The sequence below is a fragment of the Escherichia sp. Marseille-Q3837 genome, from assembly GCF_916618735.1.
Lineage (GTDB): Bacteria > Pseudomonadota > Gammaproteobacteria > Enterobacterales > Enterobacteriaceae > Escherichia > Escherichia ruysiae.
In genome coordinates this window covers 613,102-630,628 of sequence record NZ_CAKAKC010000001.1, presented here as the reverse complement: position 1 = coordinate 630,628, position 17,527 = coordinate 613,102, and the positions used below count along the sequence as shown (strand labels likewise).

At 49.6% G+C, this 17,527-nt stretch carries 13 protein-coding genes; 8 read left to right on the top strand and 5 right to left on the bottom strand.

Features of this window, described 5'->3' with window-relative positions; all coding sequences use genetic code 11:
- Window positions 1-260: 260 nt before the first annotated feature.
- Window positions 261-695 (bottom strand): universal stress protein UspA, encoded by a 435-nt coding sequence (uspA, locus tag LG381_RS03030; protein WP_000323571.1) that lies wholly within the window; start codon window positions 693-695, stop codon window positions 261-263.
- 390 nt (window positions 696-1,085) lie between these two features.
- Here uspA and uspB point away from each other — a divergent pair, with 390 nt between their 5' ends.
- A complete protein-coding gene (gene uspB / locus LG381_RS03025) occupies window positions 1,086-1,421 on the top strand; it encodes a universal stress protein UspB (RefSeq protein ID WP_000626187.1) in 336 nt (111 codons plus the stop codon).
- Window positions 1,422-1,488: 67 nt separating this feature from the next.
- Here uspB and pitA read toward each other — a convergent pair whose 3' ends face one another.
- The gene (pitA, locus tag LG381_RS03020) at window positions 1,489-2,988 is read right to left on the bottom strand and encodes an inorganic phosphate transporter PitA (RefSeq protein ID WP_000902771.1); all 1,500 of its coding nucleotides are present in this window, start codon (window positions 2,986-2,988) and stop codon (window positions 1,489-1,491) included.
- A gap of 230 nt (window positions 2,989-3,218) precedes the next feature.
- Between pitA and LG381_RS03015 the strand changes: the two genes are divergently transcribed.
- A complete protein-coding gene (locus tag LG381_RS03015; protein ID WP_225762007.1) occupies window positions 3,219-4,418 on the top strand; it encodes an NAD(P)/FAD-dependent oxidoreductase in 1,200 nt (399 codons plus the stop codon).
- Between the two features lie 67 nt (window positions 4,419-4,485).
- On the opposite strand, the gene LG381_RS03010 is transcribed toward LG381_RS03015, so the two are convergent.
- Complete coding sequence (locus LG381_RS03010; protein WP_000566329.1) at window positions 4,486-5,373, bottom strand: LysR substrate-binding domain-containing protein; 888 nt, start codon at window positions 5,371-5,373, stop codon at window positions 4,486-4,488.
- Between the two features lie 133 nt (window positions 5,374-5,506).
- Between LG381_RS03010 and LG381_RS03005 the strand changes: the two genes are divergently transcribed.
- The 6 genes from LG381_RS03005 to LG381_RS22310 all read left to right on the top strand — a co-directional run bounded on the left by LG381_RS03005 (window position 5,507) and on the right by LG381_RS22310 (window position 9,562).
- Window positions 5,507-6,517, top strand: coding sequence for an aldo/keto reductase (locus tag LG381_RS03005; RefSeq protein ID WP_000023622.1), 1,011 nt, complete (start codon window positions 5,507-5,509; stop codon window positions 6,515-6,517).
- Between the two features lie 19 nt (window positions 6,518-6,536).
- Window positions 6,537-7,334 (top strand): SDR family NAD(P)-dependent oxidoreductase, encoded by a 798-nt coding sequence (locus LG381_RS03000; protein WP_000762716.1) that lies wholly within the window; start codon window positions 6,537-6,539, stop codon window positions 7,332-7,334.
- A gap of 25 nt (window positions 7,335-7,359) precedes the next feature.
- Complete coding sequence (locus tag LG381_RS02995) at window positions 7,360-7,776, top strand: SRPBCC family protein (RefSeq protein ID WP_225762006.1); 417 nt, start codon at window positions 7,360-7,362, stop codon at window positions 7,774-7,776.
- 157 nt (window positions 7,777-7,933) lie between these two features.
- Entirely contained in the window at window positions 7,934-8,146 is a 213-nt protein-coding gene (locus LG381_RS02990; protein WP_000848789.1) for a DUF1471 domain-containing protein, read from the top strand.
- A gap of 18 nt (window positions 8,147-8,164) precedes the next feature.
- Window positions 8,165-9,262: an alkene reductase gene (locus LG381_RS02985; protein WP_222680870.1), complete on the top strand. Its 1,098-nt coding sequence runs from the start codon at window positions 8,165-8,167 to the stop codon at window positions 9,260-9,262.
- A 168-nt stretch (window positions 9,263-9,430) separates the two neighbouring features.
- Window positions 9,431-9,562, top strand: a complete 132-nt coding sequence (locus LG381_RS22310) for a hypothetical protein (protein ID WP_274541215.1) — start codon at window positions 9,431-9,433, stop codon at window positions 9,560-9,562.
- Between the two features lie 466 nt (window positions 9,563-10,028).
- Here LG381_RS22310 and LG381_RS02980 read toward each other — a convergent pair whose 3' ends face one another.
- Window positions 10,029-15,887 carry a DUF3320 domain-containing protein gene (locus tag LG381_RS02980; protein ID WP_225762005.1) on the bottom strand — a complete coding sequence of 1,953 codons (5,859 nt, stop codon included), beginning with the start codon at window positions 15,885-15,887 and terminating at the stop codon, window positions 10,029-10,031.
- Window positions 15,888-16,462: 575 nt separating this feature from the next.
- Complete coding sequence (locus tag LG381_RS02975) at window positions 16,463-17,461, bottom strand: permease (protein ID WP_222680868.1); 999 nt, start codon at window positions 17,459-17,461, stop codon at window positions 16,463-16,465.
- Window positions 17,462-17,527 lie beyond the last annotated feature (66 nt).

Here is a 17,527-nt window from a genome sequence, read left to right as displayed (position 1 = left end):
CACGCGAAAGATTTTACAGATGTCTAAGATTTTTAATATTGATGTGGTAAATAGTTATATGCACTATTTCGACAGAAAGTAACCAGCTAATCATGCTGGTTGTTTGAAGTGAGATGGTTTTACATTCTGATTTTTGAGATGCTGAAAATTTGGATAGCCTTGGGTATCTATGAGCCTGCTGGCCGCATCTGGAAAACAGGAGAGCGCAAAAGCAGAACGCCCGCATAAGCGGGCGTCGGGGGCAAGTCGGGAGGGGATGATTATTCTTCTTCGTCGCGCAGCGGAACAATCAGCATATCAACGTGAACGGTGTTGATAAGTTGACGCGCGGAAGACATCAGTTTGCTCCAGAAGTCCTGGTGATGACCACAAACAACCAGATCCATATCGTATTTCTTGATTGCATCCACCAGAACCTGACCCAGATCGCCGCTGCCGCTCAGGGTTTCAGTGATTGGGTAACCTGCGTTGGTAGAGAGCTCGGTCAGCGCGTGATGCGTCTCTTCGGAGATGCGTTTCTGCATATCACCCAGATTCACATCAATAAGCCCGGTGTATAGGTCAGAGTAGTTTACATCTACGTGGATCAGAGAAACCTTCGCATTGTAGGGGCGAGCCATAGAGACTGCTTTCTCTACCAGAACTTTGCTTTCCGGGGAGAGATCGACCGCGATGAGAATGTGTTTATAAGCCATAGTGTTACTCCTTCCATAAAGTTGTCGATGACTGGCCAGCTAGCGTTTCTTGTGCCGTTACGTCACCCGCGTCCTGCGAACTACGTGCGCGGGGCTAACCCAGCCGTAAAGATTCAGTGTTAAGACCATCCTTACCTTATAGCGACCCGGATGATCCGTCAATCCGCCTTGCTTACCAATCAGATAATCAAATTTTCGAGATGAATATATTGATAGTGGTTAACCTTATGGAAAAAAAACAAGCTGATCTCCTACACTATCTATAGAGCCGCTCGGATGTGTGTCACGACAAAAGCGGTTTCTCCAGGACCTGGTGTTAACTGATTGGCAGCGTATCGGGAGCGGTAGCCCCGGAGTGGAACTCCGTGGGCAGGTCGCCGGGGAGGAGGTATGATAAGCACCGTCGCATTATTTTGGGCTTTATGTGTCGTTTGCATTGTTAACATGGCGCGCTATTTCTCATCACTACGCGCGTTGTTAGTGGTACTGCGTAATTGCGATCCATTGCTCTATCAATATGTAGATGGAGGGGGCTTTTTTACCTCACATGGCCAACCTAACAAACAGGTGCGTCTCGTCTGGTATATCTATGCTCAGAGGTATCGCGATCATCACGATGATGAGTTTATTCGTCGCTGCGAGCGTGTGCGTCGGCAGTTTATTCTGACCAGCGCATTGTGTGGTCTGGTCGTGGTAAGCCTGATTGCATTGATGATCTGGCATTAAGTACCACAGCAATAACGCATAAAAAAAGCGGGTCAGAAAACTGACCCGCTCGTTTTTCTGCGTGCGATTACAGGAACTGCAAGGAGATCCAGTACAGCCCGCCGGAGAGCAGTATCGCAGCCGGGAGGGTAAACACCCACGCCATCAGAATGCTGGTTACTGTTTTACGCTGTAAGCCGCCGCCATCAACAACCATCGTCCCCGCTACGGAAGAGGAGAGTACGTGAGTGGTGGAAACCGGCATCCCGGTATAACTCGCCAGGCCGATAGACACCGCAGCCGTCATCTGGGCAGACATCCCCTGAGCGTAGGTCATGCCTTTCTTACCGATTTTCTCACCGATAGTCGTTGCCACACGACGCCAGCCAATCATCGTACCGATACCTAATGCCAGCGCGACCGCCATGATGATCCACACCGGAGCGTACTCGATGGTACTCAGCATATCGGACTTCAGTTTCTTCAACAGACGCTGATCATCTGCTGTGACGCCAGGCATTTTCACCACTTTGTCGATGGTGTCAGAAACGCACAGCATAATGCGGCGCATCTGGCTACGTTGGTCAAGCGACAGCTTGTCGTAGCTTTCCACGTCAGCAGTCAACATGCCTTTCAGGCGATTGAGCGCGTTAATGGTATTTGACGGATGGCAATGGAACTCCGCAGGTTGTGTTGCGCCTGCTTCCGGAGTCGGTACTAACTGATCAGCACCGGTCGCCTGTTTCAGCAGTGCAGGGTGTTGCTCAAAGTAAGCTTCCACGTTGTTGATTGCATCACGGGTACGAGTGATTTCGTAGCCTGAGGCATTCATATTAACCACGAAGCCCGCTGGTGCGACGCCAATCAGCACCAGCATAACCAGACCAATGCCTTTCTGACCATCGTTCGCACCGTGAGAAAACGCCACGCCGACAGCGGAAAGGATCAGCGCGATACGCGTCCAGAACGGCGGTTTTTTCTTACCGTCTTTCTTTTCACGCTCCGCTGGGGTCAGGTGGATACGGGCGCGTTTCTTAGTGCCGCTCCAGTAGCGACGCAGCAAGAAAATCAGACCGCCAGCAAACACCAGGCCGACAATAGGGGAAACGATCAGAGATGCGAAAATACTTAATACTTTCGGGATATTGAGTGCATCCACCACTGACGTACCGGTCATCAACGCATTGGTTAAACCAATACCGATGATTGCGCCAATCAGCGTATGAGAGCTGGATGCAGGCAAACCAAAGTACCAGGTACCCAGGTTCCAGATAATCGCCGCCAGCAACATAGAGAACACCATGGCAAGGCCATGAGACGATCCCATATTAAGCAGCAAGTCTGTCGGCAGCATATGCACAATGGCATAGGCAACACTCAGACCACCCAGCAAAACACCCAAAAAGTTGAACACTGCCGCCATAACCACGGCGAGCTGAGAACGCATCGCGCGGGTATAGATGACAGTTGCCACAGCGTTGGCTGTGTCATGGAAACCATTAATGGCTTCGTAGAACAGCACAAAAGCCAGTGCAAGCAATAATAACAGCCCGGTATGCAAATCCAGGCCAGCAAACAAATGTAGCATAGGACGTTACGCCATTTTGAGGACATGAACGCGGCGCATTATCAGTGACTTTCGCGGCGCGGGCAAAGTGAAATATAGATTTTTTTGATTTGCCTCCTGTATGATTTTTGCTCAAAAAATAATTATCTTATATAATTCAGGTAAATACTTCCCCTAAGTAATATTGATGCTGGTGCGACCACTGAGGAATCTTTACAATTCACGCCCGTTTTTTCTAAGAGGAGCGCAACGTGGAAAGGTTTGATGCCATTATTATAGGCGCTGGTGCGGCTGGTATGTTCTGTTCTGCGCTGGCAGGTCAGGCGGGACGCAGAGTTTTGCTGATTGATAATGGTAAAAAACCGGGGCGCAAAATCCTCATGTCTGGCGGTGGACGCTGCAACTTTACCAACCTTTATGTCGAGCCTGGCGCCTATCTGAGCCAGAATCCGCATTTTTGTAAGTCTGCACTCGCGCGTTTTACCCAGTGGGATTTCATTGATCTGGTAAATAAACACGGCATCGCCTGGCACGAGAAAACGTTAGGGCAACTCTTCTGTGATGACTCTGCACAGCAGATTGTCGACATGCTGGTGGATGAGTGTGAAAAGGGTAATGTGACCTTCAGATTGCGCAGCGAAGTGCTGAGTGTGGCAAAGGATGAAACGGGGTTTACGCTTGAACTGAACGGTATGACCGTCGGCTGCGATAAACTGGTCATTGCCACCGGAGGCCTCTCGATGCCTGGTCTGGGCGCATCGCCGTTCGGTTATAAGATTGCCGAACAATTTGGCCTCAACGTGTTGCCCACCCGCGCTGGCCTGGTGCCATTCACCCTGCATAAACCCTTGCTGGAAGAGTTACAGGTGCTGGCAGGCGTGGCGGTGCCTTCGGTGATCACCGCTGAAAACGGCACCGTATTCCGCGAGAACTTACTCTTCACTCATCGTGGCTTATCCGGCCCTGCGGTATTACAGATTTCCAGCTACTGGCAGCCGGGAGAATTTGTCAGCATCAACCTGCTACCGGATGTCGATCTGGAAGCCTTTCTTAATGAGCAGCGTAACGCACATCCAAACCAGAGCCTGAAGAACACCCTGGCGGTTCATCTGCCGAAACGGTTGGTTGAACGGTTACAACAACTCGGACAAATCCCGGATGTCTCGCTAAAACAGCTCAACGTGCGTGATCAACAGGCGCTGATTACCACATTGACCGACTGGCGCGTACAACCTAACGGCACTGAAGGCTATCGCACCGCCGAAGTGACGCTCGGCGGAGTGGACACCAACGAACTCTCTTCACGGACAATGGAAGCGCGCAAAGTGCCGGGGCTGTACTTCATTGGTGAAGTGATGGACGTCACCGGCTGGCTGGGGGGCTATAACTTCCAGTGGGCATGGTCGAGTGCGTGGGCTTGTGCGCAGGATTTGGCGGCTGTGAATAAATAATAAAAATTCGGCGCCGTTATCAACATCAAGGCCGGGAAGCGGGAACTAATGGTTCCCGCTTAATGTTTTATTCACCGCGCAGAATCTGGCGGAAATGGGAAACCAGCGGACGTTGGTTGGCTTTATGCCATGCTGCCCATAATTGCGTTGAATAATTCATCCACGGCAATTCACGTAATACCACTCCTTCCGGCGCATTATGACGCAGACTATGTTGAATTAAGGCCAGACCTAATCCCGCAGCGACCAGACCTAATGCCGTGAGTGGTTCACCCGCTTCCAGGCGAATATCAGGATTAAACCCAGCGTTAACACAGGCTGCGACAAAATGATCGCGAGAATGCGCATCGTCGTTATGAATCACCGCAATCCACTGCTCATCGCCAAGTTGCGATGCGACAAGGTTTTCCTCCTGCGCCAGAGGATGATTTTGCGGTAAGGCCAACAACATTCGATCATCCAGAACCTGAATATATTCCAGATCCTGCTCGCTGTCGGCGGGCGGCGTATCGACCAGAGAAAAATCGAGACTGCGCTGGCGCAGGCCTTCAATCTGGGTAGCTGGTGGTTGGCTGTAAAGAGCGATATGCACATTCGGACGCGATACACGTAACGTACGTAGCGCCGTAGAAAGCACACCGGAATGCATGGCGTTTTCAATATAGCCAATACACAAGCCACCATCTTCACCACGCCCCAGGCGTTTGCCTAACGACTCCAGACGGTTGGCGTGTGTCAGCAACGAACGTGTTTCAGCAAGGAATGTCTGTCCATCAGCGGTCAGGCGAATGCGCTGCTGATTACGCTCAAACAGCATCAGTCCCAGCCGTTCTTCCAGTTGTGCAATCTGGCGGCTCAGCGGTGATTGCGAGATATGTAATCGCTCGGCTGCGCGTCCCACGTGCTCTTCTTCTGCGACCACCACGAAGTACTTCAGTTGGCGTAAATCAATCATGTTAGACCTCAAAGGACTTAAGTCAGACTAATTATGTCCTATCAAGTCACAACCTCGCAAGGTAATGTGATCCACGTCACAGGGCGATAGCAAAAAAACGCCCGAACCCAAACCGAATAATTGAGGACATCTTATGAGCATCAAAAATTTACTTCCCGGCAAAATTGGCTTAGGCGGCGCACCGCTCGGCAACATGTTCCGTGCCATTCCGGAAGAAGAGGCCCACGCCACCGTGAGCGAAGCCTGGAACCTGGGCGTGCGTTACTTCGATACCGCGCCGCTGTACGGCTCTGGCCTTTCTGAAATCCGCATGGGTGAAGCGCTGTCTCAGTATCCACGCGATGAATACGTTCTGAGCAGCAAAGTCGGCCGCATCATGCTGGACGAAATGGAAGATCCGGCAAAACGTGATTTCGGTGAAAAAGGTGGCCTGTTCGAACACGGCCTGAAAAACAAAATTCTGAATGACTACTCCGCTGACGCCACGCTGCGCTCGATTGAAGACAGCCTGAAACGCCTGAAAACAGACCGTCTGGATATTGTCTGGATCCACGACCCGGCGCAGGACTTCTACGGTGACAGCTGGCTGGAGCAGTTCAACATTGCCCGTACCGGTGCGTTTCGTGCGCTGACACGTTTGCGTGACGAAGGTGTGATTAAAGCCTGGGGACTGGGTGTGAACCGCGTCGAACCTTGCGAACTGACGCTGGCGCTGGACGAACCGAAGCCAGATGCGTTCCTGCTGGCGGGGCGTTATTCCCTGCTTGATCACGAACGTGCGCTGCAACGCCTGATGCCAGAAGCACTGGAACAGAATGTGGATATCGTTGTGGGTGGTCCGTACAGCTCTGGCGTACTGGCAGGCGGCGAGCACTTTGAATATCAGAAAGCCTCTGCGGCCATTCAGCAGAAAGTGGCGCAAATTAACGCCATTGCCACACGTTTCAATGTGAACGTTAAAGCAGCTGCGCTGCAGTTCGCGCTGGCAAACCCGGCCGTTGCGGCGGTTATTCCTGGCTCCAGCCGTCCTGGCCGTATGGCAGAAGATCTGGCTGCACTGAATGCGCCTGTTCCGGCTGAATTCTGGGCAGAAATGCGCCGTCAAAATCTGGTTGCGGAAAACGCTCCGCTGCCGACCCGTTAATCAACCTGGTGAGAAAACGATGAAACTGGATCTGACAGGTAAAGTCGCGGTGGTCAGCGGCTCAACCTCCGGCATTGGGCAGGGTATCGCCGCCGGACTGGCAAAAGCAGGCGCAACGGTGGTTGTCGTCGGCCGTAAACAGAGCGGCGTTGATGACGCCATGGCTGCGATTGCGGCACAAACTCCCACAGCGTCACTGCGCGGCGTGGTGGCCGATCTCAGCACCGAAGACGGCGTGGCTGCGCTGATCGCTGCAGTCCCAACGGCTGATGTGCTGGTCAATAATCTGGGTATTTTTAACGATAAAGATTTCTTTAGCGTTCCGGATGATGAGTGGATGCACTTCTATAACGTCAACGTCCTCTCCGGCGTTCGTCTGGCGCGTCACTATGCGCCAGGCATGACGGAACAGGGCTGGGGGCGGATTATCTTTGTCTCGTCTGAATCCGGCGTGGCAATCCCTGGCGACATGATCAACTACGGCGTCACCAAAGCCGCGAATCTGGCGGTCTCTCATGGTCTGGCGAAACGACTGGCGGGAACCGGTGTGACCGTCAACGCCATTCTGCCAGGGCCAACCTTTACCGATGGCCTGAAAGAGATGCTGGCGGATGCCGCTGCACAGTCGGGACGCAGTGCGCGTGAACAGGCCGATGAGTTTGTTAAAACCTCGCGTCCGAGCTCCATCATCCAGCGTGCGGCGGATGTGGAAGAAGTGGCGAATCTGGCGGTTTATCTCGCGTCACCACTTTCCTCGGCAACCACAGGGGCAGCCCTGCGCGTCGATGGCGGTGTCGTCGACACCCTGACTATGTAACCCTATAAATTAAGAGAAAATTATCATGGCTAAAACAACTGTATCGATCGAAATCCCGGCTTCTGCCGACGCCGTATGGCAATTGATGGGCGGCTTTGATGCGCTGCCAGACTGGCTGCCATTCATCCCGAAAAGCGTGGTGACAGAAGGTGGTCGCGTTCGTTCGCTGACAACCTCTGATGGCGGCACTGTGGTTGAACGTCTGGAAGCGTTTGATAACCGTCAACGCAGTTATACCTATTCCATTATTCAGGCACCGTTCCCGGTGGTGGATTACCTCTCCACCATTACCGTTCATGAAACCGCCGATAGCCAGGTTTCCCGTGTGGAATGGTTCGGTGAATTCACCCCGGTGAATGTGACGAACGAAGAGGTCGAGGCGCTGTTTACCGGCATCTATCGGGATGGTCTCAAGGCGCTGAAGGACAACTTTGTTGCCTGATGCAATCGACAGGCGTCGGAACGTCCGGCGTCTGATTATTAACAAAAACAGAATAGTCTATTGTCATTTGTATCATTTATGTTATCAGGCAGCAGGCGTATTCTCTCCCCATCGCGTTAATAAACGCCAAACAATTAAGACACTCTGGAATATAAACATGAAAACGATCATCGCAATTTTTACGGCTTCTCTTTTCTCTGTAGCGGCGTTTAACGCATCGGCGCAAAGCGTGACAGCAACCGGTAAAACACTGGATTCTGCGGAAGCGGTTATTGCGCAGAAAGCGAAAGAGATGAACGCCTCTGAATACAAAATTACCAGCGCTCGCATGGGCAATACCGTCACCATGAGTGCCGAACTGTATAAATAATCGCGCGAGGAACCCATTATGTTATTTGCTAAATATGCGCTGAATGCGTTGCCATTAAAAAACCGTATTGTAATGCCACCGATGACGCGTTCCCGCGCCGGTGCGGGTGACGTTGCGACTGACATGATGGCGGACTATTACGCGCAGCGCGCCAGTGCTGGACTTATCATCAGCGAAGGTACGCAAATCAGCCAGCAGGGGCAGGGTTATGCCTGGACGCCGGGTATTTATTCTGAGGGGCAGATTGCTGGCTGGAAAAAAGTGACCGATGCGGTGCATCACGCAGGTGGTAAAATTTTTGCTCAGCTGTGGCACGTCGGTCGCGTGTCTCATACCGTGCTGCAACCGAACGGTGCCGCACCGGTGTCTTCTTCGGCAATTCAGGCCGAAGGGGTAAAAGTGTTTGTCGATGTGGAAGGCCGTGGTCCGGAGAACGGCGTTGGCGAGATGGTTCAGCATGACATGCCACGTGCACTGACGCTGGAAGAGATCCCGTCAATCGTTGATGACTATGCACAGGCGGCGCGTAATGCGATTGCCGCTGGCTTTGACGGTATTGAGTTGCACGGCGCGAACGGCTATCTCATTAACCAGTTCATTGACTCGCAGGCCAACCTGCGTGATGACGAATACGGCGGCTCGCTGCAAAATCGTCTGCGCTTTATGAAAGAGGTGGTGGAAGCTGTCTCTTCGGCGATTGGTAAAGAGCGTGTAGGAATTCGTCTCGCGCCGCTGACTACGCTGATGGGCTCCAGAGACGATACGCCGGAAGCGACCTACCTCGCGGCGGCAAGCGTACTGAACGAGCTGGGGATTGCCTATATCCATATTGCCGAAGCCGACTGGGAAGATGCGCCGGTGATGCCTGCGGCCTTTAAAGAAGCGCTGCGCATAATTTTCCATGGCACGCTGATTTACTCCGGTAAATACACCAAAGCGCGCGCCGAAGAGGCGCTGGCTAACGGCTGGGCTGATCTGATTGGTTTTGGTCGTCCGTTTATTGCCAACCCGGATCTTCCGTATCGTCTGGAAAACGATTTACCGCTGAATGCGCCCATCAAAGAGAAATTCTTTGGCGGCGGTAAAGATGGATATCTGGATTATCCGGTTCTCTGAATTTGAATGGCTCGATTATACGGGGTACTTACACATCCTTCCTGGCAATGGCCGTCCTGCCCCGTGGTCATTTATGGAACAAACCCGTGAATTCAGAATTGAAACCCGCAGCCGGTCTGTCGGGAAGATTATCTTGCGACCCTGACGTTAGTTAAAAACGGCGCAGGTGTGATGCAGGTTTACCGCTTTATCGTCGAGGATGAGTTAAAACGCGGAGAGCTGATTGAGCTATTACCTGTCTTTGCAGGCACCTCCCGACCTTTTATGATTGTTTATCCCTATAAGCGTCAGGTACTTTGACAAAATCGATAAACGCTCACACTGGCGGCTCAATTGACTGCCGTCACGCGGCTGTTCGCGGGGCTCGATATGCCGAATTTTCTCACAGTAAGTTTTAGCAATGACTGAATCGCAACAGATAAACCAGACCCCATCACGCCTTTTCTCCACACCGAACTTCCGCTTCTCGCTTACATCAGACTTTCAGCCCAATGAGCTTGCCTACTCCGTGTTAATAGCGAACCTTGTAAAAATCGATCCCTGCTAGCCAGCAGGGAGCAGGTCAAGGTGGATAGTTATGTGATAAATATCGTTACATATCAATTTGTTGTGTTTTTAGTGACATTATTTTCATGTCAAATATTGAATTAGTAGCAGAACTTTTTTAACGCTACACTGAGTAGTATGAAAATGATGCCCCGCTTTTGCACTGCAAACAGGGCTAGTTGTAACCATTCCGGGATATTCCTCCCGGAATGGTATGATTTTAGATAACCAACTCCAGTCGTTGTCTGGCCTGACTGGTTAGTCGTTTTATTCCCAGAGATTTAGCCATTTCCATGATCTTATTTTCCTCTTCAAGGCTTAACGCTAATGCGCGTAATTCTTCACTAGGTATCGCATCAACCTGACGTATATCCTCGTCAGTCGCTGGCAGGCGGAAGGAATTCCAGTCTGTTCTTTGCGTTTCTGATAGCCAAACAAAATCTTCGCCAGAATGGTCAGTTGCGACGTGATAATTTTGATCGACAATCTCCATGACGCGTTCGCGAATGAGCCTGCCTGCTCGAGTAAATCCATGAATGCGCGCAATACGCTGAACGAGTGTGGTGTCAAGAAGAGGAGATTCGACTTGAACAACATCGGCAATCAACGCTTTTAAAGTGTCATCATATTCAGAGGTATAAAATTTCTCTGAGTCGGTTTTACCTTGCCAGTCAATTAAATTATTCGTGACATAGGTGCCGGTGTTAGTTGTACTGCACATCTCCAGTACCGTGTTATTGGCATATTTTAGTTCAGATAACGGTTCCTCTTCAGGCACCATCGGATGTTCACTCTGAATTAATGAGGATAATTTTTCATCATTAGCGACAATGTGAGCTTCTGTTTCTAAATTCTTATCTGAGTTGCCATTTTCTACTGGGGCGGTTGCTTCCTGTTTTTGCGTTGCAACGTTAGCAGCTTCCTTGGCCCTCGAAGCTTCTAATAAGTTACTTATCGCAGCATCAAGTCGCTCAAGCGCACCTTCTTTGTCGATCCACCATTCAGTTGACCAAAGGCGAAGAAGCGTCCAGCCCAGTCCTTGCAGTATGGCGCTACGAACTTTATCCCGGTCACGTGCTGTGGCGGCGCTATGGTAGGTTGCACCGTCGCATTCAACGCCAACAAGGTAGTCACCCGGTTTATCAGGATGAACGATACCTAAATCAATACGGAAGCGTGAAACGCCGATTTGTGGAACAACTTGCCAGCCTTTTCTGCGTAAGCCGTTTGCTACAGCCTCTTCGAAGGGGGAGTCATACCCACCGACAGAGCCACGAACTGCCTGTGCCAATGCCAGTGGTCCGCGCTGAGCAAACTCGATAAAGTGCTTGAGGTCAGCAACAGCACGCGCGCTTGTGCGGTTAAGGTCGATAAAGGAAGGTTCAAATGAGCTGAACACTATCATTTCCTGGCGGGCGCGAGTCACGGCAACGTTCAGTCGACGCCAGCCGCCTTCGCGGTTTAATGGGCCGAAGTTCATCGACATGGTATTGGCTCCGGGTTCCGTTGGACCATATCCGATGCCAAGCATGATCAAGTCTCGCTCATCCCCTTGTACTGTCTCAAGATTTTTAACAACCACGGGTTCTTCCTGTTCTGACTGGAAGAAAGGCTCAATCTCAGGATGATGTTGGCGGGCGCGATCCAGTAAATCACTGATAAGATTTTGCTGCTCTGTATTCAGGGTAATAATGCCAATTGATTTACCTGATGTGACAAAGTTTTTATCGGTCAGACGTTTTACGGTTTCAGCAACAATCGCTTCTGCTTCGGCCTGATTATGACGTCCTTTCCCTTTGGAGTAGACCCCTGATACTTTGCACCACTGAACCGCGCTTTGTCGTGTGACTGGCGCCGGGAAGGTGATGAGATTACTGTCGTAATAGCGATGGTTGGAAAAGGTGATCAGGCTTTCATGTCGGCTGCGATAATGCCAGCTCAGACTGTGGTTATACAGACCCGCAGCCAGACACTCATCAAGAATGCTTTCCATATCTTCTTCGGTGTCATCATCGGTATCACTCGCAGCCCTGTTAAAGAAACTGGTTGGTGGCATCTGGCGAGGATCTCCCGCAATAACGACCTGCTTACCGCGTGCCATTACCCCAATCGCATCCCAGGGAGAAATCTGTGATGCTTCATCAAAAATAACCAGATCAAACAGTGGTTGATCCGAAGGTAAAAATTGTGCAACAGAAAGAGGACTCATCAACATGCAGGGCGCAAGTTTTGACATGGCGTCACCCATTTCTGCCGCCATTTGGCGGACGGGTTTATGGCGTCGGGATTTTTGTAATTCATGTTTAAGTAAGGCAAAACCGCCTTGCCGGGTAATTTCATTTTTAGCAGGTATGACTCCACACAGTTTGGCGCGAATATAGCGAACCGTGAGTTTAGCCAGGCGATCGGTTTGCGTACGGTAAGTCTCGATATCACTGAAATGTTCAGCAGGGACAAAGTTATGTAATAACGACTCAGAATCAATTACCCACGAAGCGAACCAACGACAATAAGCCGTTTCGAATAACTCCGTCGCGCTGATGTCGTCAGAATCAGCCAGGATAATAGAATTAATCAGAGGTAATAAACCTCGGTCGATGGCCTCTTCACGAACGCGGCACCAGTCACTCCAGGCTTTAAGAGCAGTTTGGTTATTAACGATGCCTGATGCACACTCACGTAACTCGGCGATTCCATGCTCGCTCTCTGTCACATTGAGGAGATGACAGAATCTGGTTTTAGTTTCAGTAAAGTCAGAGAGTGAGGTACGTAAATTTTGGCTTAATGCCATCATCATTCCCTGAGGACCGAGTAACTCATTGGCGTGAACAACTAATGTTTCTACGGAGGTTCGGAATTCTGCAAGTTGTTGTGGCGAGGATGCAAAACTTGCAAGTGCCGTACGAATAGATTCCGCTAGTTCCAACGCGTCGCGTAAGCTATTTTGATTGGTATCAAGACCATACCAGCCTGGCTGCGTCGTCATCAAAGGCGCAAGATCGGACAGACGTTGATGTAATGATTGCAGTTTTTCGATAACAGCGAGATCCACCGAGAGGTCAGGTGTCGCGTTTAGCGAATATTGTTGCATCACCCCAGCAATCACGTTTTTGCGTGCGTTCGTCGCAAAGAACCAGAATTTTTTATCTGCCTCAGCAAGTGAATGTTTAATTTGCGAAATATTCACATGTTGCCAGCTATTATCTGGATAAGTTACAGACAGTTGTGCTTTGTTCGATTCGATCTCACAGAGAAGAGTAATTACCGTTTTTGCCGCTTCTATTCGTGAGGCGACATCGGGAGTAAACATAAAACTGAGATCAAGCCCTGCAGCTTTTGACAATAATTCACAGAGGTTGATTAGCTGATGTAATTTCTCTGGATCAGCGGTATCCAGAGAAATCCCTGTTGCTTCAAGTAATTTTTGTGCGGCTTGTTCATAATCATCAATTTTAACGGGGATCGTCTTAGCTTCGGCAATGAGCGAGGATTGCCATCCGTTCGTCCATTCTGTTTGGGCGATAATCCTGAAATGATGACCATGTTGCTTAAAAGCATCGCGATTGAGTTCCAGGCGTCTGGTTATGTCTCTGAACTCCGTCATTTGTTCAACGGTATGTTGAATACCAGAAGACCAAACCAAAGATGGCGTGACTGAACTGGCATCTCTGATAACGCGTCCCATCGCCTGATGAAGCGTCAGCCCGTTTGACCAACGACGATGCAACAAACGGACAATCTGATTTAATTTGTCGCGCAGTCGTTGAACCTTGCTGGCTTCTTCTTCCCATTCACGTGTAGTAAGTATGTCGCGAGCATCCCATGCACGTTCCAGTTGCTTTAAAAAATCCATCTTTGATGTTTTGCTGGAGTGCAGCTCAAGGCAAAACTCTCCAAGTCCCTGAGTTTCAAGTCTACGATAGACCACATCAAGCGCCGCTTTTTTCTCTGCAACAAATAATACACGTCTACCCAACGCCAGATTATGCGCAATCATATTGGCGATTGTCTGAGATTTTCCTGTGCCAGGAGGACCATCCAGAACAAAATCACGACCTTTTGCCGATGCAACGACAGCTGCAATTTGCGAAGAATCTGCGGGTAAGGGGAGAAAAAGCTCCTGAGTATTGACTACAGCATCAAGATCATCAATTTCGACAATTTCCCCGTTTTTTTCCAGAACCACATTCTCCTGACCGCGCTCAATGAGATATTTCACTAAGGGGCTTTGCATTAGCTGTGGTGCTCTATCGATGAGATCTTTCCACATCAGATATTTGGCAAAAGAAAAAGTGCCTATCACAACATCTCGGGTGACTTCAAAGCCAGGTATATCCCGAACGGCACGGCGTACAATATTCCAGATACCATCGACATCAATGCCGCTTTCATCAGTAGGTAATTCACCATCAAGCCCTTTGATCGTCAGAGCAAAATCATTGTGAAGTAGCTCCAGTAACGTGAGGTTAAAGCGGGGTTCTTCTTCCAGCAGGCGCATGGTTACACCGGAAAGGGCGCTTTTACGATCGAGTTGGATGGGCAGAAGAATCAATGGTGCTGAATAACTTTTTGGATCATCGGCAGATTTTTTCCACTTCAGGAAACCCACAGCAAGAAACAGGGTGTTAGCACCACCTTCTTCCAGATCGCTTTTAGATTTACGATACAAATCAATAAGTGTTGCTTCAAGGCGGTCTTTTTCAAGCGGCGATACCACTTCACCCCGATCAAGAGCAAGAAGAGCATATTCTTCGCGAAGGTTTTCATTGGTTTGCTGACGATATAATTCAGTATCGCGGATTCCCATTTCTAGATCGGGTAAAGGCACAATGCGAATTCTTTTGCCTTCAGCGAGTTTATCTTCAAGATTTCCTGGATGAGGGCAAATTAAGCGAATGCCTTTTGCACTTTCAGGTAAATGCAATAAACGGTTTCGTGTCGTTAAATCGAGTAATTTACGTTGCCATTGCACTAAACGGCTGGCGGTGTCCTTTTCATTGTTGGTTTCAACGTCAAGCTCAAAAGAGGGGAGGACTGGCGCATCTTCAAAACCGTGCTGGATTTCTGACTCATCTTCGGGCTGGCAGGCCAGGCGGGAGACTGCCAAAGCCAAAGGGCGAATTTTCTGCATTCGCGCACGCCGGGTATCAATGGCCGCGTGAAAAACATCCTCGGTAAGGTGTTTCAATGCCCCTTCAACTGCCTGACTAAATGAAGGTGGATAGGCTTGCGTGACCAGTGTCGTCTCAAACACAACCATCTCTTGCAAATCAATGCGTTTACGGACTGAAGAGACATCTTCTGTGACGAGTTGTGAAAACTCTTGTGGTTGTAACCAAAATCCCGCAAAAGCATGTCCTTCGCACAGGAATACCAAAGAATTAAGTCCTATTTGTTCCAGTGCAGAAGCGAATAATAAAGTAGTGTCCAGACAAGTCGCTATTTTACCTTCGAGAATAGCGCCGGGCGTGCGGATCTTTTGACCGTTACGCTCAAAACTGGCAGGGGGTAAGGCATAGCTGATATTCAGGTTACAGACTGCGGTCCACAACGCGGAAGCAATCTCCCATACCCGTGTTCTGGACTGAATTTCGTAACCTTCTAAAGTATCGTTTTTTCCAGCGCGGCGTAACACGTCTGATGTCGCCTTTAAAAGACGATCGACTGCGGGGTCATTTGGCATAATGAAAGAAGGCAGCAATTCAAACATTGCTTCTCCGCCCCATTCATTTTTCGCCAGTGCTTCCAGAGGGTAATTAAGAGTGAGAAGCTCTTCGGTTCCCTGTAGCAAACTGAACGAGACTTCACATACGACGCTTTCTGTCAGCTCCGCCAGCCACTCTGCATTGAGTTTTATATCGCGATCGCGAATGTCCACAGAGGAATTGGGAAGCAAGCAATCGATATGCCACTTTTTAGGTTCCAGAACGGTGGGGGAGGTTTGCAGATGTAACGTTAAATCGTGAAAACTTTGGTCTGACTCGTTGTGTAAAACAAACTCACGTAACAGAGGCACGGCATTCTGATGTGAAGTAAATCCCAGCTTACTGGCAATACTTATTTGCGCTTTAATACTCATAAACGCCTCTCCTTTGAGGTAAATTCCTCTGGCATTCAAAGGGTTGCTGAATGGATGTCTAGGCAGACATAAAGGAGAGGAGAAGGGTTGCTATTACACGATGTTCAAAATTGCAGGTCTACTGTATAACCCGATCGCAGGGTATAAGTACAAAGGCAACTAATGAGAAGCAACGACATCCAAAACCGTCCGTCTGGATAAATATCCTAAGAATAGTCTCGATTTTTTTAATACCTTAAATGATTAAGCACCGCTAATCTATAGGCGTTTTTCACTTTCAGTCGTTGTTTTGGGAAGACGCTATTATCTGGGGCGCGGTTTGTATTTCTAGTGACTTAAGTTAACTCCGTGTTAATTATAAGAAACAGAAGTAAATACCCCTGCAATGAGAACCACTTTGAGAAGGGAGCGTACATTTCATGAGCCAGGCTAATCATGCCTCGGTCTGAGGTGCGCTTCCCCCATTACGCCCCTTGGCTTGCCTGGTTTTTATTTATCGTAGAAGTAACAGAAGTTACCAGCTGACTGGGAGTTATGACTTTCAGGTGGCGTGGGCTTGTGCGCAGGATTTGGCCTCAGAATAACGTCTGCGTTACATATCCCATGACCACTGCCATTCCTAAAATTACCATCAGAAAGGCAATAATCATCGGCGTGCGAAACATCGATTTCAGCAAAATAACTTCTGTTAAGCTGGCACCCGCGCTACCGATGATGAGTGCCATTACAGCTCCCATCCCCATGCCTTTGGTCATTAATACCGATGCGAGGGGAATTACGGCCTCTGCACGTATATAGAGCGGGATACCTATAACCGCGCTCAAGGGGATGGCCAGTGGATTATCCGTTCCGGCATGTGCTGCAATCCATTGCGCTGGAATAAAGCCGTAAATAAATGAGCCAATTAGTACCCCAATTAACAGGTAGGGCAGCACTTCTTTAAATTGCAGCCATGCATCCTTTATTGCCTGAGTCAGCAGGCTGGGGGGAGCCGTTTTGGCTGCACTACAGCAATTAACAGCAGGTTTTGCGGTACAGCAAGATGTGGTTTGTGGCGTAAACGTCGAGGAGCGCAAGTTAATAACGGGTTTATCGGACACCGGTTTGCAGCAGCTCGCGTTGCTCGCCTTCGCCGGTATGACGTATCGTTCGAAGCCAACAAAATCCAGTAACAAACTGGCGCTCAGCGAAACACCGCACGCAATAACGGTGTACAGCAACGTTACCTTCCAGCCAAATGTTGCCCACATTAGCCCGACGATAATCGGGTTGAGTAATGGTGAAACAAACAAAAAGGTGAGCGTTGGGCCAAATCCCGCTTTTGCAGAAAGAAGACCGCGAAGCATGGGAATGGTTGAGCAACTGCAAAACGGAGTCACTGCACCTAACATTGCTGCCAGCAAATAACCGCGCCCTTTACGCGCACCCATCATTTTCTGGATCTTATGATCCGGGATTTTCTGACGGATTACGCTGACACCAGCACTGATAAGAAGAAAAAGTAACGATAGCTCTACGGCTAAGAACAGGAACATCCCGGCGGCGTCGCGCAGCCCTGGTAACCATTCAAACATTTTATACCCTCTATAAAACTATATTTCTAAAATTATCGAAATGATGGGCGATGAGCAAGATATTTC